This window comes from Aquaspirillum sp. LM1 (genome assembly GCF_002002905.1).
Taxonomy (GTDB): domain Bacteria; phylum Pseudomonadota; class Gammaproteobacteria; order Burkholderiales; family Aquaspirillaceae; genus Rivihabitans.
The window spans coordinates 788,879-810,828 of the sequence record NZ_CP019509.1; the positions used below are offsets into that span (position 1 = coordinate 788,879).

Consider the following 21,950-nt stretch of genomic DNA (forward strand, 5'->3'; position numbering starts at 1 on the left):
GGACGGCTACGCCGTCCGCGCTATCCTTCCCCGCCCTGAACGGCGGGGCTTGCCGCGCACCGGGTCAGCCCCGCCAGCAATTTGCCATGCACGCCACCAAAGCCGCCATTGCTCATCACCAGCACATGGTCGCCAGGGCGGGCATCGGCGCACACGGTGGCTACCAGCGCGTCAAGCTGGTCGAAGGTGCGTGCCTGCTCACCCAGCGGAGCCAGCGCCTCAGCCGGGTTCCAACCCAGGTTGGCGCTGTAGCAGTACACCTGATCCGCCTGGGCCAGGCTGCCGGGCAGCTCGGCCTTCATGGTGCCCAGCTTCATGGTATTGGAGCGCGGCTCCAGCACCGCCAGGATGCGCGCCGCACCCACTTTGGCGCGCAATCCCGCCAGCGTGGTGGCAATCGCCGTGGGGTGGTGGGCAAAGTCGTCGTACACCGTCACCCTGCCCGCCACGCCCTTGACCTCCATGCGGCGCTTGACGTTGGCAAAGCGGCTCAGCGCATCAATGGCCACCGCCGGTGGTACGCCAACATGGCGGGCAGCCGCAATCGCCGCCAGCGCGTTCATCCGGTTATGCTCGCCCAGCAGGCTCCAGTTCAGCCGGCCTTGCGGCATGTCAATCAGCAGGATGTCGCAGCTGCCGGCGCTGTCCACCGGGCCGCAGCTCCACTCACCCTGCTCGCCAAAGCGCTCGACCGGCGTCCAGCAGCCGCGTGCCAGCACGCGGTCCAGGCTGGCCTCACGGCCATTCACCACCAGCCGGCCCTTGCCCGGCACGGTGCGCACCAGGTGGTGGAACTGGGTTTCAATTGCCGTCAGATCGGCAAAGATGTCGGCGTGGTCAAATTCCAGATTGTTCAGCACGGCGGTGCGCGGGTGGTAGTGGACAAACTTGCTGCGCTTGTCAAAAAATGCCGTGTCGTACTCGTCGGCCTCGATGACAAAAAACGGGCTTTGCCCATCCGGCTCGGCGCGCGGCGCACCCGGCAACCGGGCGGACACGGCAAAGTTTTCGGGAATGCCGCCAATCAGAAAACCCGGTGCCAGGCCGGCGTCTTCCAGAATCCATGCCAGCATCGACGCCGTGGTGGTCTTGCCATGGGTGCCGGCCACTGCCAGCACCCAGCGTCCGGCCAGTACATGCTCGGCCAGCCATTGCGGGCCGGATACATACGGCAGGCCTTGATCAAGAATCGCCTCCATCAGCGGCATGCCACGCTTGACCACATTGCCAATCACGTAAAGGTCGGGCTCCAGCTGGGTTTGTTCGGCGTTAAAGCCGCTGATCAGCTCAATGCCCATGGCCTCCAGCTGGGTGCTCATCGGCGGGTAAACATTGCTGTCACAGCCGGTGACGGTGTGGCCGGCCGCCTTGGCCAGGGCAGCAATGCCGCCCATGAAGGTGCCGCAAATGCCAAGAATGTGAATATGCATGATGGGTCAGAATTGGGAAAACAGTCAGGCGGCAAGCATACCGCAAAGGGCAGGGTCGTGCTTGGCCTGTGAGGGCGTCAGCCTGTTGGACTGACACAGGAAAATCCGGAAAAATCCACCGGCTAACGCCACTGTGCGCGGAGATCACGATTTTTTGCGTGTCCTTGGCGGTATGGGGACGGCAGAAACGGCAGGGTCGATACAGGTTGGCTCGATAAAAAACGACATGCCCGCACCTGTCTTATTCCAATTACAGATATAAAATGAAATAATATCTCCACCCTATCGATGGAGATGAACATGGCACGGCTTCCGGGCGGGATGGAACATCTGGCACAGGCTCAAGATTTGCTGAAAAAGGCAAAGACAGTAGAAGAGTTGCGCACCGCTCAGGCGGTTGCGCTGCCACTGCTGTTCAACCTCAGCATCGAGCAGACGGCTCAAATCATTGGTCGTTCGGTCGGGGCAACCTGTACGTTGCGGACGAATTTCTGCCGGGAGCAGGCTGGCGAAGCCAGGCCCAAGCGCAGCAAGCGCGAACTGCGCAACCGGGCCAAGGCCAGCCTGGAGCAAGAGGCCAAGATTCTGGATGAGGCACTCACCGAGGCGGCTACCGGCGGAGTGGTGATCGTTCCGCCGCTCAAGCCGGTCATCGAGGCCAAGCTGGGCAAACCGCTGGCGCTCTCCACCATTTATGCGATGCTGGCGCGCCATGGCTGGCGGAAAGTGGCTCCGGACAAGATTCATCCGAAAAGCGACCCCGACGCCCAGGAAGACTGGAAAAAAAACTGCAGGGGCGCTTGGCAGAAGAAAGAACCCGATTTGCCGTAGCGCGTCCGCTGCGATTGATGTTCCAGGACGAGGCTCGATTTGGCCGCATCAGCGACGTTCGCCACTGCTGGCAGAAAAAGCCGCATCGGCCCGTGGTGAAAGCCATGGTGACACAGCAATATGTCTATGCCTACGGCGCGATCAGTCCGGCTGATGGGCGTTTCGACTCATTGATCCTGCCGCAGGTGAACGGCAAGTGCATGCAGCTGTTTCTGGATGAGGTTGCCCGGCGCTACCCCGACGAAAACATCGTGATGGTGCTGGATGGAGCCGGTTGGCACAAGAGTCCGTTTCAGCTGGCGGACAACTTGAGGTTGATCTTCCTTCCGCCCTATGCGCCGGAACTCAACCCGCAAGAACACGTGTGGGATGAGTTGCGCGAGAAGTACTTCCACAACCGAGCCTTCGATAGCCTGGAGGCCTTGGAAGCCCACTTGGAACAGGGCCTTGCTCAGTTGGAAAACCAGCCGGGAAAGATGCAGAGCCTCACCGGCTGGGAATGGATAATTAATTCAATTTATAAATAGAAATGGAATTAAACACCAGTGCGGGCATGCCGTTTTCTGCATGACGCTGTGCGCCCACCTTATTCCTCAGGCGGGCGCGTTTCCTTTAGCGCATCACGCTGCCGGGGTTTCTGCCTTCTGGCGCAAACGCAGGTTCAGTTCCTTCAGCTGCTTCTCGTCCACCGCGTTCGGCGCGTTGGTCAGCAGACACTGCGCACGTTGGGTTTTCGGGAAGGCAATCACATCGCGGATCGATTCGGCACCGCACATCAGCGTGACCAGACGATCCAGACCAAAGGCCAGGCCGCCATGCGGCGGGGCACCGAACTTCAGGTTGTCCAGCAGGAAGCCAAACTTGTTCTGTTGTTCTTCCGGGCTGATCTTCAGCGCGGCAAACACTTTTTCCTGCACCTCGGCGCGATGGATACGCACCGAGCCGCCGCCGATTTCCCAGCCGTTCAGCACCATGTCGTAGGCACGCGCCAGGCAGGCACCCGGATCGGTGTCCATCAGGTCTTCGTGGCCCGGCTTCGGGCTGGTGAACGGATGGTGGCAGGCGGTCCAGCGGTCGGCTTCTTCGTCGTGCTCGAACATCGGGAAGTCCACCACCCACAGCGGACGCCATTCGCGCACAAAATAGCCGCCGGCTTCGCCGCGTTCGTGGCCGATCTTGATGCGCAGTGCGCCAATGGCTTCGTTCACCACCTTGGCCTTGTCGGCACCAAAGAAGATGATGTCGCCGTTGTCAGCGCCGGTGCGGCTCATGATTTCGTTCAGCGCGTTGACCGACAGGAACTTGACGATGGGCGACTGCAGGCCGCTGGTTTCGTCGTTGGTGATCTTGCTCTTGTCGTTCACCTTGATGTAGGCCAGGCCCTTGGCACCGTAGATGCTGACAAACTGGGTGTATTCGTCAATTTCCTTGCGCGAGATCGACGCGCCGCCCGGCACACGCAGGGCCACCACGCGGCCATTGGCCTGGTCGGCGGCACCACGGAACACCTTGAATTCTTCGGTCTTCATCAGGTCGGTCAGTTCGGTGAACTTGAGCGACACGCGCAGATCGGGCTTGTCCGAGCCGTAGTAGAACATGGCGTCGTTGTAGCTCATGCGCGGGAACTTGCCCAGCTCGACCTGCATCACGTCGCGGAAGATTTCCTGCGCCATGGTTTCGGTGATGTCCATGATTTCGTCCTCGTTGAGGAACGAGGTTTCGATATCAATCTGGGTGAATTCCGGCTGACGGTCGGCGCGCAGGTCTTCGTCGCGGAAGCATTTGGTGATCTGGTAGTAGCGGTCAAAACCGGCCACCATCAGCAGCTGCTTGAACAACTGCGGCGATTGCGGCAAGGCGAAAAATTCGCCCGGATGCACGCGCGAGGGCACCAGGTAGTCGCGGGCACCTTCCGGGGTGGAGCGGGTCAGCATCGGGGTTTCGATGTCGATGAAGCCCTGCTTGTCCAGGTGGTTGCGCACGCCCATGGCCACACGGTAGCGCAGGCGCAGGTTCTTTTGCATGGCCGGACGGCGCAGGTCGATCACCCGGTTGGTCAGGCGCACGTTTTCCGACAGATTGTCTTCGTCGATCTGGAACGGCGGGGTGGCGGCGGTGTTGAGGACTTCGATGTCCTTGGCCAGGATTTCGATTTCGCCGGAAATCAGGTTGGCGTTGGCGGTGCCGGCCGGGCGCTCGCGCACGATGCCGGTGATGGCCAGCACGTATTCGTTACGCGAGGCGTCGGCGGTCTGGAAGGCTTCCGGGGTGTCCGGATCAATCACCACCTGCACCAGACCTTCACGGTCGCGCAGGTCGATAAAGATCACGCCGCCATGGTCACGGCGACGGTGCGCCCAGCCTTTGACGGTGACCGTCTGGCCGAGGAATTTTTTGTCAATCAGTCCGCAGTAGTCGGTTCGCATGCTCTGCTTTCAACAAGAGGTAGGAGGTGGGACGGGTTTGCTGGCCGGAGCCACCACACCCATCGAAATAATGTACTTCAGCGCGTCGTCCACGCTCATGTCCAGTTCACGGGTGGCCGAGCGCGGCACCAGCATGAAATAGCCGGAAGTGGGGTTGGGCGTGGTGGGCACGTACACGCTGACAAAATCGTCGCTGTCCAGATGCTCGGCCACCCCGGCACCGGGCTTGCCGGTCAGAAAGGCAATGGTCCACACGCCCTGGTGCGGAAACTGCACCAGCAGCGCCTTGGAAAACGCCTGGCCGCTGCCCGACAGCAAGGTGTCGCTGACCTGCTTGACGCTGCTGTAGATGGTTTTCACCACCGGAATGCGCCCGAGCAGGGCTTCCCACAGGCCCACCACTTTCTGGCCCAGCATGTTGGCCGCCAGAAAACCGGTCATCAGCACAATCAGCAGCGCCAGCACCAGCCCGCTGCCGGGGATGTGCATGCCAAACCAGTGGGTGGGCTGCAGCGCATTGGGCAGCCAGTTGATCATGCTGTCCATGGTGGAAATCACCATGTCCAGCACCCACAGGGTGACGGCAAAAGGCAGCCAGATCAGCACGCCGGTGAGCAGGCAGGCCTTGAGCGTCAGTTTGCCCTGGTTCATGCGCAACCGCCGCAGCCACTGGCCGCGCAGGGCGGTTGCGCCGGTTTGGGGGCGTTCTTGAAGTCTGTGGCATACCAGCCCGAGCCCTTGAGCTGGAACCCGCCGGCGGACAGCAGCTTGGTGTACGACGTGCTGGCACACGCCGGGCAGGCGGCAATCGGGGCGTCCGAGAGCTTTTGCAAATGTTCCTTGACCTGACCACAGTCTTCACAACGGTATTCATAGATCGGCATGGAATAAAGCCTCCGCAATACAGGTGTCAACGACGGGCAATGCCGAACTTTTCAGGCAGCCCGGGGGTCGGACGGCGGCATGGCCAGTCCAACGCAACATGAAAGTATATCTCACCGTTGCGCCAAACCAAAACAGGGTGTGTGCCTGGGGCAAGGCTGGCGCACGCTCTGGCTGACCCGCACCTCCCTGTGTTGTGCTGGTCAAGGCGTGAGAATGTGCCACAAGCCGGGCAGGACCCATCCACTGCCGCGCCGGCCAGAAACCGCGCCGCAGGCATGGGCAGACGGGTCGGTTTATATTACATTTCGGTTTCTTTTGCATGACGCTGGCCTGGCTGCGTCACCTGTTCAGGGTCTGCCAGGGCTTGTCCTGTCTGCTTTCACGGCACTGTCATGACAATATGGGATAACGCAGGGCGATAACCTCACTTGCATTCAGGTTATGTTGCACGGCAACATGGCGGAATTGGCGGGATCTTCATCTTCTGCCTACGCCAGCAGTGACCACCCTGTGCCCCCTGAATCCAGGCGTGGGCACAGATTTAACGACCACCCTCTTCACCCCACCGGGTGAATGACTTAAACACACACGGAGCTCGACCATGGAAAATCTCAAAACCATGCTGCAAGGCAAAAAAGGCCTGATCGTAGGGATCGCCAACGACAATTCAATTGCCTACGGTTGTGCCCGCGTGCTGCGCGACCTGGGCGCCGAGTTTGCCGTTACCTACCTGAACGAAAAAGCTGACCGCTTTGTCCGTCCGCTGGCCGAAGAACTCGACAGCCCGCTGATCCTTCAAATGAACGTGGAAGCACCGGGCGAGCTGGAAGCGGCGTTCAAGGCCATCGAAGAAAAATGGGGCAAGCTGGATTTCGTCATCCACTCCATCGCCTTCTGCCCGATGGACGACCTGCATGGCCGCGTGACCGATTGCTCCAAGGATGGCTTCCTGCAGGCCATGCGCGTGTCGTGCTACTCGCTGATTGAAATGGCCCGCCTGGCCGAACCGCTGATGAAAGACGGCGGCGCGCTGGTGACCATGACTTACTACGGCGCTGACAAGGTCGTGGAAAACTACAATGTGATGGGCCCGGTCAAGGCTGCGCTGGAATCCACCGTGCGCTATCTGGCCGCCGAGCTGGGCAGCAAGAAAATCCGCGTGCACGCCGTGTCGCCGGGGCCGCTGAAAACCCGCGCCGCCTCCGGCATTGCCCACTTCGACAAGCTGATCGAAGAAGCCATCGCCCGCACCCCGGAACACCGCCTGGTGGACATCGAAGACGTGGGCATGACCACCGCCTTCCTGGTATCCGGTGGCGCGCGCGCCCTGACGGGAGACACCATCTACGTCGATGGCGGCTTCCACAACATGGCCTGAGGACACGCCCATGACCCGTGATGAACACGCTTTTGCCGATATTCTGGAAGAAGCCGAGCAGTTTGGCCCGCTGTCGATGGCAGTGGCCCACCCGTGCAGCCAGGAATCGCTGATGGGGGCGGTGGAAGCCGCCGACCATGGCATTATTTCGCCCATCCTGATTGCGCCGCTGGCCAAGCTGGAAAAGGTGGCCGCCGAATTCAACGTTGACCTGTCGCGTTTTCGCGTCATCGACGTGCCGCACAGCCACGCCGCCGCCGAAGTGGCGGTGGAACTGGTGAAAAACGGCGAGGCGCACGCCCTGATGAAGGGCAGCCTGCACACCGACGAGTTCATGAGTGAAGTGCTGAAGAAAAACGGCGGCCTGCGCACCGGACGTCGTCTGTCGCACGTGTTCATCATGAAAGTGGACAGCTACCCGCGCTACCTGTTCATCACCGATGCGGCCATCAACATCCAGCCGGATCTGATGGCCAAGGTGGATATCACCCAGAACGCCATCGACCTGACCCACGCGCTGGGGATTGCCTGCCCGAAGGTGGCACTGCTCTCGGCAGTGGAAACCGTCACGCCGAACATCCAGTCCACCCTCGACGCCGCTGCGCTGTGCAAGATGGCCGACCGTGGCCAGATCACCGGTGCCATCCTTGATGGCCCGCTGGCCTTCGACAACGCCATCTCCGCCGAAGCGGCGCACACCAAGCACATCATCTCTGCCGTGGCGGGGGATCCGGACATCCTGGTGGTGCCAGACCTCGAATCCGGCAATATGCTGGCCAAACAGCTGTCGTATCTGGCAGCGGCGGCGTCTGCCGGCATTGTGATGGGTGCGCGCGTGCCGATCGTGCTGACCAGCCGTGCTGAAGACGCCCAGGGCCGTCTGGCCTCGGCGGCAGTGGCCAACGTGGTCGGCCACCGTCTGGTGATTGGCGCAGGAGCCGGCGAATAATGCGCGTGTTGCTGATCCTCAACCCTGGCTCGGCCACGCTCAAGTTCGAGTTTTTTGCCTTGGGCGAACACGGCCCGGTGCCGCGTTATCGCGGCATGGTCGATGGCATCGGGCGCGATTCGGCCCGGCTGCAAATCCACCGGGTGGCCGATGGCGACAGCGTGCTGGAGCGTACCTTGCAACCGGCGGCGCATACCGACGCGCTGGCGGCGGTGTTTGCCTTTGCCCGCGAGCATGGTTACAGCCTGGCTGCCGTGGCGCACCGGATTGTGCATGGTGGGCCGTTCTTCCAGCAGGCGGTGCGCCTGACCCCTGAGGTGGTGGCCAAGCTGGAAACGCTGATTCCGCTGGCACCACTGCATCAGCCGGTGGGTCTGGCGGCGATTGCCGCCGTCAGCAGCGTCGATCCGGACGTGGTGCAGATTGCCTGCTTTGACACCGCGTTCCATACCACGCAAGACCCGCTGGGCACCCGTTTTGGCATCGCCCAGCGCTGGCACGATGCTGGCGTGCGCCGCTACAGTTTCCACGGCCTGTCTTACGCGGCCATTGCCCACAAACTGCCGGAGGTGCTGGGCAGCGAACGCGCCGAAGGCCGGGTGGCGGTGTTGCACCTGGGCAGTGGTTCGTCGGCGTGCATCCTGCATCGCCGGCAAAGTGTGGCCAACAGCACGGGCATGAGTGCGGTCGAAGGGCTGATGATGGGCACCCGCCCTGGCAATCTCGACCCGGAAGTGGTGCTGTGGTGGATGGAAAACGCCGGCATGGACATCGCCGCCGTGCGCCGTGAGCTGTACAAGGCCAGCGGCCTGTTGGGCGTGTCGGGCATTTCTGCTGACATGCGCGAGCTGCTGGCTTCCAGCGAGCCATCCGCCGCGCTGGCAGTGGAGCTGTATTGCTACCGTGCTGCCCGTGAAATTGGCGCGCTGGCGGTGCAGGCTGGCGGGCTGGACGCGCTGGTGTTCACCGCCGGTACCGGCCAGCGCAGCGCGCCGGTGCGGGAAAAAATCCTCGCCCGCCTGGCCTGGCTGGGTTTTGAGCTGGACGCCGACGCCAATCAGCGCAACGCCAGTTGCATCACCCGTGCTGACAGCCGCTTGTCGGCCTGGGTGATTGCCACCGACGAAGAAGGCCAGATGGCACGCGAGGCCGCCGCATTGCTGGCTACGCAGGCTTGAGCGCCGGCTGAACCGCCGACATGAAAACCGCCTGGAGGGTGACCTCCAGGCGGTTTTTTTTACGCATCGCACCGCTGACACACCCAGGCGGAAGGCGGAGGTTCGCTTGGGGGCGTCACCCAAGGGGGCGACGCACTGCCACGGCAGGCATATGCCCGCTCCGGTGCGGATTTACTTGCTCAACGGCACCAGCAAAGGCGAGAAACCCAGGCTCTTGAGCTTGGCTGTGGCTTCGTCGGCTTCGGCGCGGCTCTTGAACGGACCCAGATGCACGCGGGTTTCGGTGTGGGCTTCCACGCCGGCTTCCTTCAGCTTGGCCACCATTTTGTCGGCATTGCTGGTATTGCTGAACACACCTAGCTGCACCCGGTAGCCGGCAGAGCTGCCATCCGGCAGGGCCACTTCCGGCTTGAATGCCTTGGGCCGTTCGGCTTCGGCGGCAGGCGCCGGGGCCGGCTTGCTGTCGGCCTTGGCGGCAGTGGTCGGGGCAGGTTTTTCGGCGGGCGCGGGTTTCTCCGGCTTGCTCGGTGCGGCTGGCGGCGGCGGGGCAGCCGGTTTTTCTGCCTTGGCCGGAGCCGGTTTTTCTACTGGAGCCGGGGCTGCAGGGGCTGGCTTGCTGGCTTCTGCCGGTTTGGCCGGGGCAGGCGCAACGGCAGGTTTATCGCTTTTCACCGGCGCTGGCGTACTGGCTGCGGGGGCCGGGCTGGCGGGTTTGGCCGCCGGTGCCTGGGCTGGCGCAGGTGCCACTGCCGGCGCGGGCGGCGGGGCCGGCGGCGGTGGGCTGCTGATCTTGTCGGCTTCTTCCGGACTGATCGCGTCAGGGGCCACCGGGCTGGGCGCGGCGGCTTCCGGTGGGGCGGGCGGTGGCGCGTCCTTGATCTTGCCAGAGGCCACGGTCGGGCCAATGTCAGCCGGCGCAGCTGTACTGGTGGCTGCGGGTTTATTGAAGTGATTGAACGCCGGCACGGCGGCCAGCGCGGCGGCGATGCCAACGCCAGCGATAATCAGCCGTTTGCGGTTGCCTGGTGCGGCAGGCTTGTCCGCTGGTGGTGCGGCAGCGGGTTTGGCGCTGCCTGGTGCGGCCGGTTTGGCCGGCGCAGCAGTGGGTTTTCCTTTGCTGCCAGCAGCGGCAACGCCAGGTTTGGAGGGATTGCTATCCGGTTTAGTCGTGTCGTTCATGTCGTCATCGCGGCCAAAAGCGGCAAAAGGCGGAAAAGCTGTTAGAATGCAAGGTTCTTCGTGAAAAGACCCGGGCAGCGTTCTTGGGTCTCGTCACGTAGAATCTGCCAGGGATTCTGTCGTATTGGTCTGGCTGCGGGGGGCGCAATGCGCCACACGCCCAAGGCCGACGCTCAGCAGGACCGTGAGCAGGTTCATAAAATGGAACAGGTTACTAGTGTAACCATTTGTCTTTTCACCTGGAGAAGTTTTTATGGCAATCGAACGTACACTGTCTATCGTCAAGCCCGATGCAGTCGCCAAAAATGTGATCGGCCAAATCTACAGCCGGTTTGAAGCTGCTGGCCTGAAAGTGGTTGCCGCCAAGATGAAGCACCTGTCCCGCGCTGAAGCCGAAGGCTTTTACGCTGTGCACAAGGAACGCCCGTTCTTCAACGATCTGGTCAGCTTCATGGTGTCCGGCCCGGTGATGATCCAAGTGCTGGAAGGCGAAGGCGCTGTGTTGAAAAACCGCGACCTGATGGGCGCTACTGACCCGAAAAAGGCCGACGCTGGCACCATCCGCGCCGACTTTGCCGAATCCATCGACGCCAACGCCGTACACGGTTCGGACAGCCAGGAAAATGCCGCGATTGAAATCGCCTATTTCTTCCCGGCTTCGGAAGTTTACGCCCGTTGATCCCGTTGTCCGGGCCGGCGTGCAGCCCTGATCTGCCCGCCCGGCCCGGGCCGAGCCCCGCCCCCATGAAAACCAATCTGCTCGACTTTACCCTGCCGCAACTGACCGACCACTTTGCTGAAATGGGCGAAAAACCCTTTCGTGCCAAGCAGGTGATGCGCTGGATGCACCAGATGGGCAGCGCCGATTTTGCCGCAATGACCGATCTGGCAAAAACCCTGCGCGCCAAGCTGGAAACCTGCGCCGAAGTGCGCGTGCCGCAACTGATGACCGAGCAGGCCTCCACGGATGGCACCCGCAAATGGCTGCTGGACGTGGGCACGGGCAATGGCGTGGAAACCGTGTTCATTCCGGAAGACGACCGTGGCACGCTGTGCGTGTCCAGCCAGGTGGGCTGCGCGCTGGAATGCACGTTCTGTTCCACTGGCCGCCAGGGCTTCAACCGCAACCTGTCCACTGCCGAGATCATTGGCCAACTGTGGTGGGCCAACAAATCCATGGGCGTCACCCCGAAAAACGAGCGGGTGGTGTCCAATGTGGTGATGATGGGCATGGGCGAGCCGCTGGCCAACTACGACAGCGTGGTGGCAGCGATGCAGATCATGCTCGACGACCACGGCTACGGCCTCAGCCGTCGCCGGGTGACCTTGTCCACCTCCGGTCTGGTGCCGGCGATGGACCGTCTGCGCGAGGATTGTCCAGTGGCGCTGGCAGTCAGCCTGCATGCCCCCAATGACGCCCTGCGCGACGTGATTGTCCCAATCAATAAAAAATACCCGTTACGTGACCTGCTGGCCGCCTGCGAACGCTATTTGCAGCGCGCACCGCGTGATTTCGTGACGTTCGAATATGTGATGCTTGACGGCGTGAACGACACGCCGGAACATGCACGGCAACTGGTGGCCCTGGTCAAGCATGTGCCGTGCAAATTCAACCTGATTCCATTCAACCCGTTTCCCGATTCCGGCTATGCGCGCTCGACTTCCGGTTCGATTCGCGTGTTCCGCGAAATCCTGCAGGAAGCCGGGTATGTGGTGACGGTGCGCAAGACCCGTGGTGACGATATCGATGCAGCCTGTGGCCAGCTGGCGGGCAAGGTTGAAGACAAGACCCGGCGCACCCTGCGCTGGCTGACTCCGCTGGAACCGGATTGAACCCTGGCTGGCCCGTCGGGTCTGCCAAGGTGAATGACCTTTTCTGAAACTCTTTTTGCAAGCGGATTGTACTGAATGAGCGATATCCCTACGCACGGCGCTGAATCGGCTACACCTACAGCTTCTCCCGGCATCCTGCTGTCCAACGAACGGGTCAAGCGCGGCCTGTCCTTGCAGGAAGTGGCCGACCAGCTGAAATTGTCCCGCAAGCAACTGGAAGCGATAGAAAACGACGAATACGACAAACTGCCCGGCCCGGCGTTTGCCCGGGGCTTTGTGCGCAATTACGCCAAGCTGCTGGGGCTGGACGCCGCGCTGCTGAACGCCGCGCTGGAGGCTTATGTGCCGATGCCGGCAATCAATCCACGCCCGGTGCCCGTAGAGGCGCCCAGCCGCGAACCGGCCAGGCCGGTTGAGCCCGCGCCGCCGCCGCGCCCGCGCCAGCCGATGAATCCCCTGCTGATCAAGGGGGCCATTGCCGTGGCGGTGCTCGTGCTGTTGCTGATGATTGGCTACCGCGTGGTCACCCAGGGCGGCAGCGTGTCACCCACCCCCTCGCCGGCCACGCTGCCGCCACCGGCCAGCCAGGCTGCGGTCAGTGCGCCGGTGGTCGAGGCTCCAGCCCCGCAAGCCGCAGTGACGCCTGCGCCGGTCAGCACGCCTGCCCCTGTGACGCCTGCGCCGACTCCAGAAGCCAAGCCGGCTGAACTGGCCACCCCGGCCACACAGGCGGCGGTCAGCGATAGCGGTGCGGGTGAAGTGGTGCTGCGCGCCAAGGAGGCCGCCTGGATCTCCGTGATCGACGCCAAGGGCAAAAAACTGGTGTATGGCCAGATCACTGGCGAAAAACGGGTGAGCGGCACGCCGCCGTACAAGCTGATCGTCGGCAACGCCCAGCAAGTGGAACTGCAGTACAAGGGCCAGGGCGTGGCGCTGGCCGACAAGACCAAGGGCAGCACCGCCCGGGTGGAATTGCAATAACCAGGGCGGTTTGAACATACCATGAGCTTAACCCCAATTGTGCGCCGCGCTGCGCGGCAAGTCTGGATTGGCCACGTGCCGGTGGGCGGCGACGCCCCGGTGATGATCCAGTCGATGACCAACACCGACACCGCCGATGCCGCTGCCACCGCGCAGCAGGTGTTCGAGCTGGCCTTGGCCGGCTCGGAGGTGGTGCGCATCACCGTCAACAGCGCCGAAGCTGCCGCCGCCGTGGCCGAGATCCGCCAGCGCCTGGACGACCTGGGCTGCAGTGTGCCGCTGGTGGGCGACTTTCACTTCAATGGCGAGCGTCTGCTGCGCGACTACCCGGACTGCGCGCGTGCGCTGGCCAAATACCGGATCAACCCCGGCAACGTCGGCAAGGGCGTCAAGGGTGATGAGAAGTTCGCCTTCATGATCCAGCAGGCCATCGAGCACGATAAGCCGGTACGCATCGGCGTGAACTGGGGCAGCCTGGACCAGAGCCTGGCAGTGCGGCTGATGGACGAAAACAGCCGCCGCGCCCAGCCCTTGCCACCGGATGCGGTGATGCGCGAGGCGCTGATTGTCTCGGCGCTGGACAGCGCCGAAAAAGCCATGGCGCTGGGCCTGTCTGCTGACAAGATTCTGTTGTCGTGCAAGGTCAGCCATGTGCAGGACCTGATAGCCGTCTACCGCGATCTGGCGCGTCGTTGTGATTTTCCGCTGCACCTGGGCCTGACCGAGGCCGGCATGGGCTCGAAAGGCATTGTCGCTTCCAGCGCGGCGCTGGCCGTGCTGTTGCAAGAGGGCATTGGCGACACCATCCGTATTTCGCTGACCCCCGAGCCGGGCGCGCCGCGCGACAAGGAAGTGATCGTTGCCCAGGAGTTGCTGCAGACCATGGGCCTGCGCGCCTTCACCCCGCTGGTGACCGCCTGTCCGGGCTGTGGCCGCACCACCAGCACTTTCTTCCAGGAGCTGGCGGCACGGATTCAGTCGTGGCTGCGCGAGCAGATGCCCACCTGGCGCTCGCAGTATCCTGGCGTGGAAACACTGAATGTGGCGGTGATGGGCTGTGTGGTCAACGGGCCAGGTGAATCCAAGCTGGCTGACGTGGGCATCAGCCTGCCGGGCACTGGCGAGGTGCCGGTGTGTCCGGTGTATGTGGATGGCGAAAAAACCGTTACCCTCAAGGGCGACGGCATTGCCGAAGCATTCCAGGCCATTGTGGCTGAGTATGTGGCCAGCCGGTATGGCGAAGGCGGCAGCAAGCGGCGCAAAACCGTGGCCATCCTGCCGGTGTAGTGGCTGGCCCTGCGTCCGGCCCGAGCATTTTTCCAAAAATAAAACGATACCGAATACATTACTTATGGCAGAAAAAATCCAGGCAATTCGCGGCATGAACGACATCCTGCCGGATGAATCGCATCAGTGGGAATACCTCGAACACACCGTGCGCACCTGGCTGGCCGACTACGGTTACCGCAATATCCGCATGCCGATTGTCGAAGACACCCGGCTGTTTGTCCGTTCGATTGGCGAGGCTACCGATATTGTCGAAAAGGAAATGTACACCTTTACCGACAGCCTCAACGGCGATAGCCTCACCCTGCGTCCGGAAGGCACCGCTTCCTGCCTGCGCGCGGTGGCCGAGCACAATCTGCTGTACAACACCACCCAGCGGCTGTGGTACACCGGGCCAATGTTTCGCCACGAGCGCCCGCAAAAAGGCCGTTATCGCCAGTTTCACCAGATTGGCGTGGAAGCGCTGGGCTTCAATGGCCCGGACGTGGATGCCGAGCTGATCCTGATGACCGCCGACCTATGGCAACGCCTGGGCCTGGCACCGTACCTGTCGCTGCAGATCAATACCCTGGGCTCCAGCGCCGAGCGCGCCGAGCACCGCCAGGCGCTGATTGCCTATCTGGAGCAGCACAAGGACGCGCTGGATGAAGACGGCCAGCGCCGGCTGTACACCAACCCGTTGCGCGTGCTCGACAGCAAAACCCCGTCGATGCAGGCAATCTGCGACAATGCCCCGCGTCTGATCGACTTTCTGGGTGAAGCTTCGCGCCGGCATTACGATGACTGGCGCGCCATGCTGCAGGCCGTTGGCATCGCGTATGTGGAAAACCCGCGTCTGGTGCGCGGGCTGGACTACTACAATCTGTCGGTGTTCGAATGGGTGACCACCGAGCTGGGCGCGCAGGGCACGGTGTGCGGCGGTGGCCGCTACGATGGCCTGATCGAACAGTTGGGCAGCAAGCCGGCACCGGCAGTGGGGCTGGCCATGGGCGTTGAACGGCTGATGCTGCTGCTGCAGGACAAGGGTTTGTTGCCCGCCGCCCCCGCGCCGGATGTGTACCTGGTTAACCAGGGGGCCGGTACCGGGTGTTACGCGCTGACCCTGGCGCAAGCGTTGCGTGCGGCCGGGCTGAAGGTGATTCAGCATTGCGGCGAAGCCAGTTTCAAGTCGCAGTTCAAAAAAGCCGACGCCAGCGGCGCGCGGGTGGCCGTGGTGGTGGGCGACAATGAACTGGCCAATGGCCAGGTGGTGGTCAAGCCGCTGCGTGGCGATGGCGAACAAGTGGTGGTGGAACGGACGGCCATGCTGGCTGCCGTCACCGCCCTGATCAATCGGTAAAAAGAGGACAGCATGGCGTTTGACCTCCAGGAACAGGAACAGATTGACGCCCTGAAGGCGTTTTGGCAGCGTTGGGGCACCACGGTCACGGCGGTGATTGTGGCTGCCCTGCTCGGCGTGACCGGCGTGCAGGGCTGGCGCTGGTATCAGCAGCGCCAGGCCGAATCCGCCGCCGCGCTGTACAGCCAGATGGAAGCGCTGGCGGCCAAGGGCGACACCGCCAAGCTGGTGGCCGCCGCCGAGCCGATCAAGCAGGATTACCCGCGCACCGCCTACGCCAGCCGCGCCGCGCTGGCAGCAGCGCGCGCCGCCTATGAAACCGGCGACGCTAAAACCGCCCGCGCCCAGCTGGGCTGGGTGGTGGAGCACGCCAGCGAAGACAGCCTGAAAGCGGTGGCCCGCCTGCGTCTGGCCACGCTGGCAATTGACGCCAAACAATACGATGAAGCGCTGGCGCTGCTCACTACCGAGCACGACCCGGCATTTGCCGGCCTGTTCCTCGACGCCAAGGGCGATGCCCTCAGTGCCAAGGGTGATAGCGCGGCAGCGCGCAGCGCCTACCGCGATGCGCTGGCCAAAACCCCGGCAGACGCGGCCAACCGGCCTTATCTCCAAATCAAGCTTGATGCGCTGGGAGGCGAATCCTGATGAACATCCCCGCTATGCGCCGTGTGGCGACCCTGGCTGTGGCGGCCACCTTGCTGGGCGGCTGCGCCACGATGACCGACTGGTTTTCCGGCAGTGACAACGCGCCCAAACCCACGCCGCTGCAGGCTATTCAAAACAGCGTGACGCCAAAGGTGCGCTGGGACGCTTCGCTGGGCGCATCGGCGGATTATGCGTTCAGCCCGGCGCTGATGGGCGATATCGTCTGGGCTGGCAGTCGTGATGGCCAGCTGGTGGCGGTGGACGTGAACACTGGCCGCCAGGTCAGCCGGCTGGATACCCGCCTGCCGCTGTCCAGCGGGGTGGGGGCAAAAAATGGCGTGCTGTATGTGGCCACCAGCGAAGGCGAACTGGTGGCGCTGAACGAAGACGGCAAGCCGCGCTGGCGCATCCGGCTGACCAGCCAGGCGCTGGAGTCGCCGCAAAGCGATGGCCAGCGCGTGCTGGTGCGCACCCACGATGGCCGCCTGTCGGCGTTTGACGTGGACAGCGGCAAGTCGCTGTGGACCTTCCAGCGTCCGCAGCCGACGCTGACCGTGCGCAACTATGGCTCGACCACGCTGGTGGGCAACGAAGCGGCGCTGGTGGGCCTGCCGGGCGGCAAGCTGGCCGCCGTGGGCAGCGCCACGGGTGATTTGCTCTGGGAAGCATCGGTGTCCAGCCCGCGTGGCGCGTCGGAACTGGAACGCATGGCCGATGTGGCCAGCCGCCCGGTGTTCGACCGTGGCCAGGTGTGTGCGGTGGCGTTTCAGGGCAAGCTGACCTGCTTTGATGGCCGCTCGGGCACGCCGATGTGGTCGCGCGATGTCGGCTCCAGCCGTGGCCTGACCGTGGACGCGGTGAATGTGTATGTGACCGGCGACGATGGCACGGTATGGGCGTTTGACCGGGGTACCGGTCGTTCGGCCTGGACGCAGAACGGGCTGAAATTCCGCCAGGTCAGCGCCCCGGCCATGCTGGACCGCTTTGTGCTGGTGATGGACGGCGAGGGCATTGCCCATCTGCTGTCGAATGAATCCGGTGATTTTGTTGGCCGCCTGCCGGTGGCCAGCGGCAAGACCCTGACCCAGCCGGTCAGCCTGGGCGACCGTGTGCTGGTGCAAACCCAGAATGGCCGTGTGCTGGCGCTGGGCCTGTAAGCAAACTGAATTGAAATTGGCTGTCCGTTGCATGACGCGGACGCGAGTAGCGCGCTTGACCCCTGTTGCGCGCCGGATCTCACCCGGTGTACAGGTTTTTGGCCACGGCCCGCCGGGAGGGAGATCTTCCCGTCCGGGTCGTCTCGCGTTTCTGCCTGAGCGATATCGCGCAGCCAGCAAGGAAAAAACGTAGTGAAACCAACTATTGCGCTGGTCGGACGCCCCAATGTCGGCAAGTCGACGCTGTTCAACCGTCTGACCCGTAGCCGTGACGCGCTGGTGGCGGATATTCCCGGCCTGACCCGCGACCGCCACTATGGCCATGGCCGTGGGGCAAGCAAGCCGTATCTGGTGGTGGACACCGGCGGTTTCGAGCCGATTGTCACCGATGGCATCATGCACGAAATGGCCCGGCAAACCCTGCAGGCGGTGGACGAAGCCGACGCGGTGATTTTTTTGGTGGACGCCCGCTCCGGGGCCACTCCGCACGACAAGATCATCGCCAACCAGCTGCGCCAGCTGGGCCGTCCGGTGTATCTGGTGGTCAACAAGGCCGAAGGCATGCGCCAGGATATGGCCGGTGCCGAGTTCCATGAACTGGCGCTGGGCGAGCCGTGGGCGATTTCCGGCGCACATGGCGATGGCGTGCGCGAGCTGATTGAATCGGTGCTGGAGCATTTCCCCGACGCCGAGGAAGACGCCGAGCGCCATCACCCGAAATTTGCCGTGATTGGCCGTCCCAATGTGGGGAAATCCACCCTGGTCAACGCCATTCTGGGTGAAGAGCGGGTGATTGCCTTTGACCAGGCCGGGACCACGCGCGACAGTATTTATATCGATTTTGAACGCGAGGACAAGCAGTACACCATTATTGATACCGCCGGGGTGCGCCGGCGCGGCAAGGTGGACGAGATGATCGAGAAATTCTCGGTGATCAAGACCTTGCAGGCGATTGAAGATGCCAATGTGGTGGTGCTGGTGCTGGATGCGCAGCTGGATATTTCCGAACAGGATGCCACCCTGGCCGGTTTTGCCCTGGAAGCGGGCCGGGCGCTGGTGGTGGCGGTGAACAAATGGGATGGACTGGACGACTATGCCAAAGACAGCATTCGCCGGGAAATCGACCGTAAATTGAACTTTTTGGCCTTTGCCAAGTTCCACTTCATCTCGGCCCTGCAAGGCAAAGGGGTGGCTGACTTGTTCCGCTCGATTGACCAGGCCTATCAGGCGGCCATGGCCAAGCTGTCCACCCCGCGCCTGACCCGTGCGCTGGAAGTGATTACCGAACGCCAGGCTCCGCCGCGCAATGGCATGTCGCGGCCCAAGATGCGCTACGCCCACCAGGGTGGGGTGAACCCGCCGGTGGTGGTGATTCACGGCAGCAATCTGACCAATATGCCGGAAAGCTATACCCGCTATCTGGAACACAGCTTGTGCAAGCTGTTCAAACTGGAAGGCACCCCATTGCGGGTTCAGTACAAATCGACGGACAATCCGTATGCCGAACGCAAGCAGGTGAGCGTGCATCCGGGGCGACGCGACGCGGTCAAGCCGGGGCGGCAGTTCAAGAAAAAGAAATAAGCAGCAGGGAGCAACGGTTTTCTGCTACAACTAGGCAGAGTGTCTATCCGGTGTTCGACAACATAACAACTTTAACTTAACCTGGAGTCATTCCATGAGCGCCAAAGGGCAAATGCTACAAGACCCGTTTCTGAACATTTTGCGGAAAGAACATATTCCGGTGTCGATCTACCTGGTCAACGGCATCAAGCTGCAAGGTCAGATCGAATCATTCGACCAGTACGTGGTGCTGCTGAAGAACACCGTCACCCAGATGGTGTACAAGCACGCCATTTCCACCGTGGTGCCCGCGCGCCCGGTCTCGGTGCCTTACGAAAATCCGGCGGCGAGCGCCGGCACCCAGGCTGGTGCCTGATTGACGTGTGGCGCTGAATCCTTCGACCGGTTGCTGCGTCGTGGTGGCTTGTCGGACCTGAAGTTTTGTCATACAGGGCAAAATGTTCAGCCCGGCAACCCGCCGCCCAGGCGTGGCCCGGTCGATTTTCTTTCCTGGATGCGGCTATTTCGTGTTTGAACGTCATGAGTTTGGCGACCGTGCGGTCGTGGTGTGTCTTGATTTTGGGGCAGCGGATTTTGCGGAATCCGTCGCCGAAGGCGTGGAACTGGTCAAGGGTGCTGGCGTGCAGGTATTGTCAGTGATCGAGGCCCGTCGCGCCCGCCCGGATGCCGCGCTGTTTGCCGGCAAGGGCAAGGTGGAAGAAATCGCCGCCGAAGTGCGGGCAGTGGAGGCCAGCGTGGTGATTTTCAACCATCAGCTTTCCCCGGCCCAGCAACGCAATCTGGAACGGGCCTTCGAATGCCGGGTGGTTGACCGCAACAGCCTGATTCTGGATATTTTTGCCCAGCGTGCGCAAAGCCATGAAGGCAAGCTGCAGGTGGAGTTGGCCCAGCTGGACTATCTGTCCACCCGGCTGGTGCGCGGCTGGACTCACCTGGAGCGGCAAAAAGGCGGTATTGGCCTGCGCGGCCCGGGTGAAACCCAGCTGGAAACCGACCGCCGCCTGCTGGGCAAGCGCGTCAAGCTGCTGCGCGACCGGCTGGCCACGGTGCAGAAGCAGCGCCAGGTGCAGCGGCGCAGCCGCTCGCGTTCCGGGGTGATGAGCGTGTCGATTGTTGGCTACACCAACGCCGGCAAGTCCACCCTGTTCAATGCGCTGACCAAGGCCGGTGCCTACGCTGCCGACCAGCTGTTTGCCACCCTGGACACCACCAGCCGGCGCTTGTACCTGAACGCACACTGCTCGGTGGTGCTGTCAGACACCGTGGGCTTCATTCGCGACCTGCCTCACCAACTGGTGGCGGCATTTCGCGCCACGCTGGAAGAAACCGTGCACGCCGACCTGCTTTTGCATGTGGTGGACAGCGCCAACGACCAGCGTGACCGACAGATTGAAGATGTGAATAAGGTTTTGGCCGAAATCGACGCTGATGGCATTCCACAGCTGCTGATTTTGAACAAGACCGACCTCAAGGGCTTGCCCGCCGGGGTTGAGCGGGATGAGAATGGACAGCTCAATGCGGTTCGGGTATCTGCCCTGACCGGCGAGGGGCTGGACGCCTTGCGTGCTGCACTTGTGGAACTGGCACCCGCCCCCACCTTCTTAACCGAATCCGTTCACGATACTTCGGAAAACACATGGCAATGAATGACAATGGCTGGCGCGGCGGTAAAAAAGACAACGACGGCCCACCGGATCTGGATGAAATTTTCCGTTCGCTGAACCAGAAACTCTCGCGCTTGCTGGGCGGCGGTCCGGGCAATGGCCCAGGCGGCAGCCCGGAAGGGCGTTCGCTGTTCCGGGGCGGTGCGTCCATCTTGCTGGTGATTCTGGCCGGCGTCTGGCTGGCTTCCGGCTTTTATGTGGTTGATGCCCGCGAAGTGGGCGTGGTGCTGCGCATGGGCAGCTTCAACCGCACCTCGGATTCCGGCCTGCAATGGCATGCGCCATATCCGTTTGAAAAAGTGGAAATCGTCAACCTGACCGAAGTGCGCAGTGTGGAAGTCGGCTATCGCGGCAATGCCAAGAACCGCATTCCGGAAGAATCGCTGATGCTGACCCAGGATCAGAACATCATCGACGTGCAATTGTCGGTGCAGTACGACGTGAAAGACCCGAAAGCCTTTCTGTTCAGCAATGCTGCGGCTGACAAGGACGCCAAGGACGTGGTCAAGCAGGCCACGGAAACCTCGATCCGCGAAGTGGTGGGCCGCAACAAGGTAGACTTCGTGCTCAACGAAGGTCGCGCCCAGGTGGCCTCTGACACCGCCACGCTGATTCAGCAAAACCTGGACCGCTACAATCTGGGGGTGCGCATCAGCAAGGTCAACATCAACGACGTGCAGCCGCCAGAACAGGTGCTGGCCGCGTTTGACGATGCGGTCAAGGCCGGACAGGACCGGGAAAAACTGCGCAACGAAGGTCTGGCCTACGCCAATGACGTGATTCCCAAGGCCAGTGGCCTGGCATCGCGGCTGATGGAAGAAGCCGAAGGCCACAAGCAGCGCGTGGTGGCCAATGCCGAAGGTGACGCCGCCCGCTTCAAGCAGGTGCTGGTTGAATACAGCAAGGCACCGGGCGTGATGCGTGAGCGCCTGTATCAGGATATGATGCAACAGATCCTCAGCAATAGCAGCAAGGTGCTGGTTGACCAGAAATCCGGCAGCAATCTGCTTTACCTGCCGCTGGACAAACTGATCCAGCAGGCGTCGCCGGGAGCCAATGTGCCTACCACTGCCGCGCCGTCCGCCTCGCCTTCGGTAAACAGCCTGCCGCCCCCGCCAGTGACCGAACCGGCCAGCGCCGCCCCGCCCAGCACGCGCAATAGCCGTGAAGTGGTGCGCAGTCGTGACTTTGAGGAGCGTTAAGC

The 21,950-nt window shown here is 62.4% G+C and carries 21 protein-coding genes; 16 read left to right on the forward strand and 5 right to left on the reverse strand.

Going from position 1 to position 21,950, the window contains the following annotated elements; all coding sequences use genetic code 11:
• Positions 1-20 precede the first annotated feature (20 nt).
• Positions 21-1,430: a UDP-N-acetylmuramate:L-alanyl-gamma-D-glutamyl-meso-diaminopimelate ligase gene (gene mpl / locus BXU06_RS03510; RefSeq protein WP_077296876.1), complete on the reverse strand. Its 1,410-nt coding sequence runs from the start codon at positions 1,428-1,430 to the stop codon at positions 21-23.
• 300 nt (positions 1,431-1,730) lie between these two features.
• Between mpl and BXU06_RS03515 the strand changes: the two genes are divergently transcribed.
• A complete protein-coding gene (locus BXU06_RS03515) occupies positions 1,731-2,261 on the forward strand; it encodes a winged helix-turn-helix domain-containing protein (protein ID WP_077296878.1) in 531 nt (176 codons plus the stop codon).
• Complete coding sequence (locus tag BXU06_RS03520) at positions 2,231-2,788, forward strand: IS630 family transposase (RefSeq protein WP_253189514.1); 558 nt, start codon at positions 2,231-2,233, stop codon at positions 2,786-2,788. The genes BXU06_RS03515 and BXU06_RS03520 overlap by 31 nt, the downstream gene beginning before the upstream one ends.
• A 93-nt stretch (positions 2,789-2,881) precedes the next feature.
• Here BXU06_RS03520 and aspS read toward each other — a convergent pair whose 3' ends face one another.
• From aspS to BXU06_RS03535, 3 genes are read right to left on the reverse strand one after another with little or no spacing between them, the layout of a single operon-like run.
• Positions 2,882-4,687: an aspartate--tRNA ligase gene (gene aspS, locus BXU06_RS03525; RefSeq protein ID WP_077296882.1), complete on the reverse strand. Its 1,806-nt coding sequence runs from the start codon at positions 4,685-4,687 to the stop codon at positions 2,882-2,884.
• Between the two features lie 9 nt (positions 4,688-4,696).
• A complete protein-coding gene (locus BXU06_RS03530) occupies positions 4,697-5,338 on the reverse strand; it encodes a DUF502 domain-containing protein (protein WP_077296884.1) in 642 nt (213 codons plus the stop codon).
• Positions 5,335-5,571 carry an FmdB family zinc ribbon protein gene (locus BXU06_RS03535; RefSeq protein ID WP_077296886.1) on the reverse strand — a complete coding sequence of 79 codons (237 nt, stop codon included), beginning with the start codon at positions 5,569-5,571 and terminating at the stop codon, positions 5,335-5,337. Before BXU06_RS03535 ends, BXU06_RS03530 begins: the two co-directional genes overlap by 4 nt.
• A gap of 602 nt (positions 5,572-6,173) precedes the next feature.
• On the opposite strand from BXU06_RS03535, the gene fabI reads away from it, so the two are divergent.
• From fabI to BXU06_RS03550, 3 genes are read left to right on the forward strand one after another with little or no spacing between them, the layout of a single operon-like run.
• On the forward strand, positions 6,174-6,950 hold the full coding sequence (gene fabI / locus BXU06_RS03540; protein ID WP_077296888.1) for an enoyl-ACP reductase FabI: 777 nt from the start codon (positions 6,174-6,176) through the stop codon (positions 6,948-6,950).
• 10 nt (positions 6,951-6,960) lie between these two features.
• Positions 6,961-7,899, forward strand: a complete 939-nt coding sequence (locus tag BXU06_RS03545; RefSeq protein WP_253189515.1) for a phosphate acetyltransferase — start codon at positions 6,961-6,963, stop codon at positions 7,897-7,899.
• Positions 7,899-9,077 carry an acetate/propionate family kinase gene (locus tag BXU06_RS03550; protein ID WP_077296892.1) on the forward strand — a complete coding sequence of 393 codons (1,179 nt, stop codon included), beginning with the start codon at positions 7,899-7,901 and terminating at the stop codon, positions 9,075-9,077. Before BXU06_RS03545 ends, BXU06_RS03550 begins: the two co-directional genes overlap by 1 nt.
• A gap of 171 nt (positions 9,078-9,248) precedes the next feature.
• Here BXU06_RS03550 and BXU06_RS18455 read toward each other — a convergent pair whose 3' ends face one another.
• Positions 9,249-10,256, reverse strand: a complete 1,008-nt coding sequence (locus BXU06_RS18455; protein WP_077296894.1) for an SPOR domain-containing protein — start codon at positions 10,254-10,256, stop codon at positions 9,249-9,251.
• Between the two features lie 253 nt (positions 10,257-10,509).
• Between BXU06_RS18455 and ndk the strand changes: the two genes are divergently transcribed.
• The 11 genes from ndk (at position 10,510) to hflK (ending at position 21,948) form a co-directional block, all read left to right on the forward strand.
• Complete coding sequence (gene ndk / locus BXU06_RS03560) at positions 10,510-10,935, forward strand: nucleoside-diphosphate kinase (protein WP_077296896.1); 426 nt, start codon at positions 10,510-10,512, stop codon at positions 10,933-10,935.
• 65 nt (positions 10,936-11,000) lie between these two features.
• Positions 11,001-12,089: a 23S rRNA (adenine(2503)-C(2))-methyltransferase RlmN gene (rlmN, locus tag BXU06_RS03565; protein WP_077296897.1), complete on the forward strand. Its 1,089-nt coding sequence runs from the start codon at positions 11,001-11,003 to the stop codon at positions 12,087-12,089.
• A 75-nt stretch (positions 12,090-12,164) separates the two neighbouring features.
• Positions 12,165-13,070 (forward strand): helix-turn-helix domain-containing protein, encoded by a 906-nt coding sequence (locus tag BXU06_RS03570; protein WP_077296899.1) that lies wholly within the window; start codon positions 12,165-12,167, stop codon positions 13,068-13,070.
• 21 nt (positions 13,071-13,091) lie between these two features.
• On the forward strand, positions 13,092-14,357 hold the full coding sequence (gene ispG / locus BXU06_RS03575) for a flavodoxin-dependent (E)-4-hydroxy-3-methylbut-2-enyl-diphosphate synthase (protein ID WP_077296901.1): 1,266 nt from the start codon (positions 13,092-13,094) through the stop codon (positions 14,355-14,357).
• A gap of 64 nt (positions 14,358-14,421) precedes the next feature.
• The gene (hisS, locus tag BXU06_RS03580; protein ID WP_077296903.1) at positions 14,422-15,696 is read left to right on the forward strand and encodes a histidine--tRNA ligase; all 1,275 of its coding nucleotides are present in this window, start codon (positions 14,422-14,424) and stop codon (positions 15,694-15,696) included.
• 12 nt (positions 15,697-15,708) lie between these two features.
• A complete protein-coding gene (locus BXU06_RS03585; protein WP_077296905.1) occupies positions 15,709-16,344 on the forward strand; it encodes a tetratricopeptide repeat protein in 636 nt (211 codons plus the stop codon).
• Positions 16,344-17,501: an outer membrane protein assembly factor BamB gene (gene bamB / locus BXU06_RS03590; protein WP_253189516.1), complete on the forward strand. Its 1,158-nt coding sequence runs from the start codon at positions 16,344-16,346 to the stop codon at positions 17,499-17,501. The genes BXU06_RS03585 and bamB overlap by 1 nt, the downstream gene beginning before the upstream one ends.
• A gap of 192 nt (positions 17,502-17,693) precedes the next feature.
• Positions 17,694-19,082: a ribosome biogenesis GTPase Der gene (gene der, locus BXU06_RS03595; protein ID WP_077296907.1), complete on the forward strand. Its 1,389-nt coding sequence runs from the start codon at positions 17,694-17,696 to the stop codon at positions 19,080-19,082.
• 94 nt (positions 19,083-19,176) lie between these two features.
• Positions 19,177-19,437 (forward strand): RNA chaperone Hfq, encoded by a 261-nt coding sequence (gene hfq / locus BXU06_RS03600; protein ID WP_077296909.1) that lies wholly within the window; start codon positions 19,177-19,179, stop codon positions 19,435-19,437.
• A 151-nt stretch (positions 19,438-19,588) separates the two neighbouring features.
• Positions 19,589-20,728: a GTPase HflX gene (gene hflX, locus BXU06_RS03605; RefSeq protein ID WP_077302634.1), complete on the forward strand. Its 1,140-nt coding sequence runs from the start codon at positions 19,589-19,591 to the stop codon at positions 20,726-20,728.
• Entirely contained in the window at positions 20,719-21,948 is a 1,230-nt protein-coding gene (gene hflK / locus BXU06_RS03610) for an FtsH protease activity modulator HflK (RefSeq protein WP_077296911.1), read from the forward strand. Before hflX ends, hflK begins: the two co-directional genes overlap by 10 nt.
• The last annotated feature ends 2 nt before the right edge of the window (positions 21,949-21,950 follow it).

Bases quoted from the DNA above. Each gene is read 5' to 3' on its own strand.
- mpl (WP_077296876.1), bottom strand. From the start codon at position 1,430: ATGCATATTCACATTCTTGGCATTTGCGGCACCTTCATGGGCGGCATT.
- BXU06_RS03515 (WP_077296878.1), top strand. From the start codon at position 1,731: ATGGCACGGCTTCCGGGCGGGATGGAACATCTGGCACAGGCTCAAGAT.
- aspS (WP_077296882.1), bottom strand. From the start codon at position 4,687: ATGCGAACCGACTACTGCGGACTGATTGACAAAAAATTCCTCGGCCAG.
- BXU06_RS03530 (WP_077296884.1), bottom strand. From the start codon at position 5,338: ATGAACCAGGGCAAACTGACGCTCAAGGCCTGCCTGCTCACCGGCGTG.
- BXU06_RS03535 (WP_077296886.1), bottom strand. From the start codon at position 5,571: ATGCCGATCTATGAATACCGTTGTGAAGACTGTGGTCAGGTCAAGGAA.
- fabI (WP_077296888.1), top strand. From the start codon at position 6,174: ATGGAAAATCTCAAAACCATGCTGCAAGGCAAAAAAGGCCTGATCGTA.
- BXU06_RS03545 (WP_253189515.1), top strand. From the start codon at position 6,961: ATGACCCGTGATGAACACGCTTTTGCCGATATTCTGGAAGAAGCCGAG.
- BXU06_RS03550 (WP_077296892.1), top strand. From the start codon at position 7,899: ATGCGCGTGTTGCTGATCCTCAACCCTGGCTCGGCCACGCTCAAGTTC.
- BXU06_RS18455 (WP_077296894.1), bottom strand. From the start codon at position 10,256: ATGAACGACACGACTAAACCGGATAGCAATCCCTCCAAACCTGGCGTT.
- ndk (WP_077296896.1), top strand. From the start codon at position 10,510: ATGGCAATCGAACGTACACTGTCTATCGTCAAGCCCGATGCAGTCGCC.
- rlmN (WP_077296897.1), top strand. From the start codon at position 11,001: ATGAAAACCAATCTGCTCGACTTTACCCTGCCGCAACTGACCGACCAC.
- BXU06_RS03570 (WP_077296899.1), top strand. From the start codon at position 12,165: ATGAGCGATATCCCTACGCACGGCGCTGAATCGGCTACACCTACAGCT.
- ispG (WP_077296901.1), top strand. From the start codon at position 13,092: ATGAGCTTAACCCCAATTGTGCGCCGCGCTGCGCGGCAAGTCTGGATT.
- hisS (WP_077296903.1), top strand. From the start codon at position 14,422: ATGGCAGAAAAAATCCAGGCAATTCGCGGCATGAACGACATCCTGCCG.
- BXU06_RS03585 (WP_077296905.1), top strand. From the start codon at position 15,709: ATGGCGTTTGACCTCCAGGAACAGGAACAGATTGACGCCCTGAAGGCG.
- bamB (WP_253189516.1), top strand. From the start codon at position 16,344: ATGAACATCCCCGCTATGCGCCGTGTGGCGACCCTGGCTGTGGCGGCC.
- hfq (WP_077296909.1), top strand. From the start codon at position 19,177: ATGAGCGCCAAAGGGCAAATGCTACAAGACCCGTTTCTGAACATTTTG.
- hflK (WP_077296911.1), top strand. From the start codon at position 20,719: ATGGCAATGAATGACAATGGCTGGCGCGGCGGTAAAAAAGACAACGAC.